The organism is Ammoniphilus sp. YIM 78166, from assembly GCF_004522215.1.
Lineage (GTDB): Bacteria > Bacillota > Bacilli > Aneurinibacillales > RAOX-1 > YIM-78166.
Genome location: NZ_SDLR01000068.1, coordinates 1 through 313, shown reverse-complemented (window position 1 = coordinate 313; position 313 = coordinate 1). Strand labels below are relative to the sequence as shown.

Here is a 313-nt window from a genome sequence, read left to right as displayed (position 1 = left end):
AATCCTTTTTTTTCATTTGATACCCTATATAAAGGATAATAAACCATATAGGCGCTACAACTAAGGCTATTCGCATTTCCGTCATAAATGCCATTAAGACAGTGACAAGCGCTAAAAAAGCGAGGGCCAAGTAGGAGGAAATAGGATAAAACGGCATTTTAAATGCTAGTTTTTCTATTTCTTCTTTTGTTTTTGATTGTCTGAACTTCAATTGTGCAAGCAGGATGATCGTCCAGCTGGTGATCACCGCAACCGTGGCGACGGAAGAAATATACAAAAACACTTTTTCAGGCACAAGGTAATTCAAAACGAC

The 313-nt window shown here is 38.0% G+C and carries 1 pseudogene; it reads right to left on the bottom strand.

The annotated features are described in order from the left end of the window. Positions 1-313 (bottom strand): annotated as a pseudogene (locus EIZ58_RS32925) (amino acid permease); the annotation flags it as partial.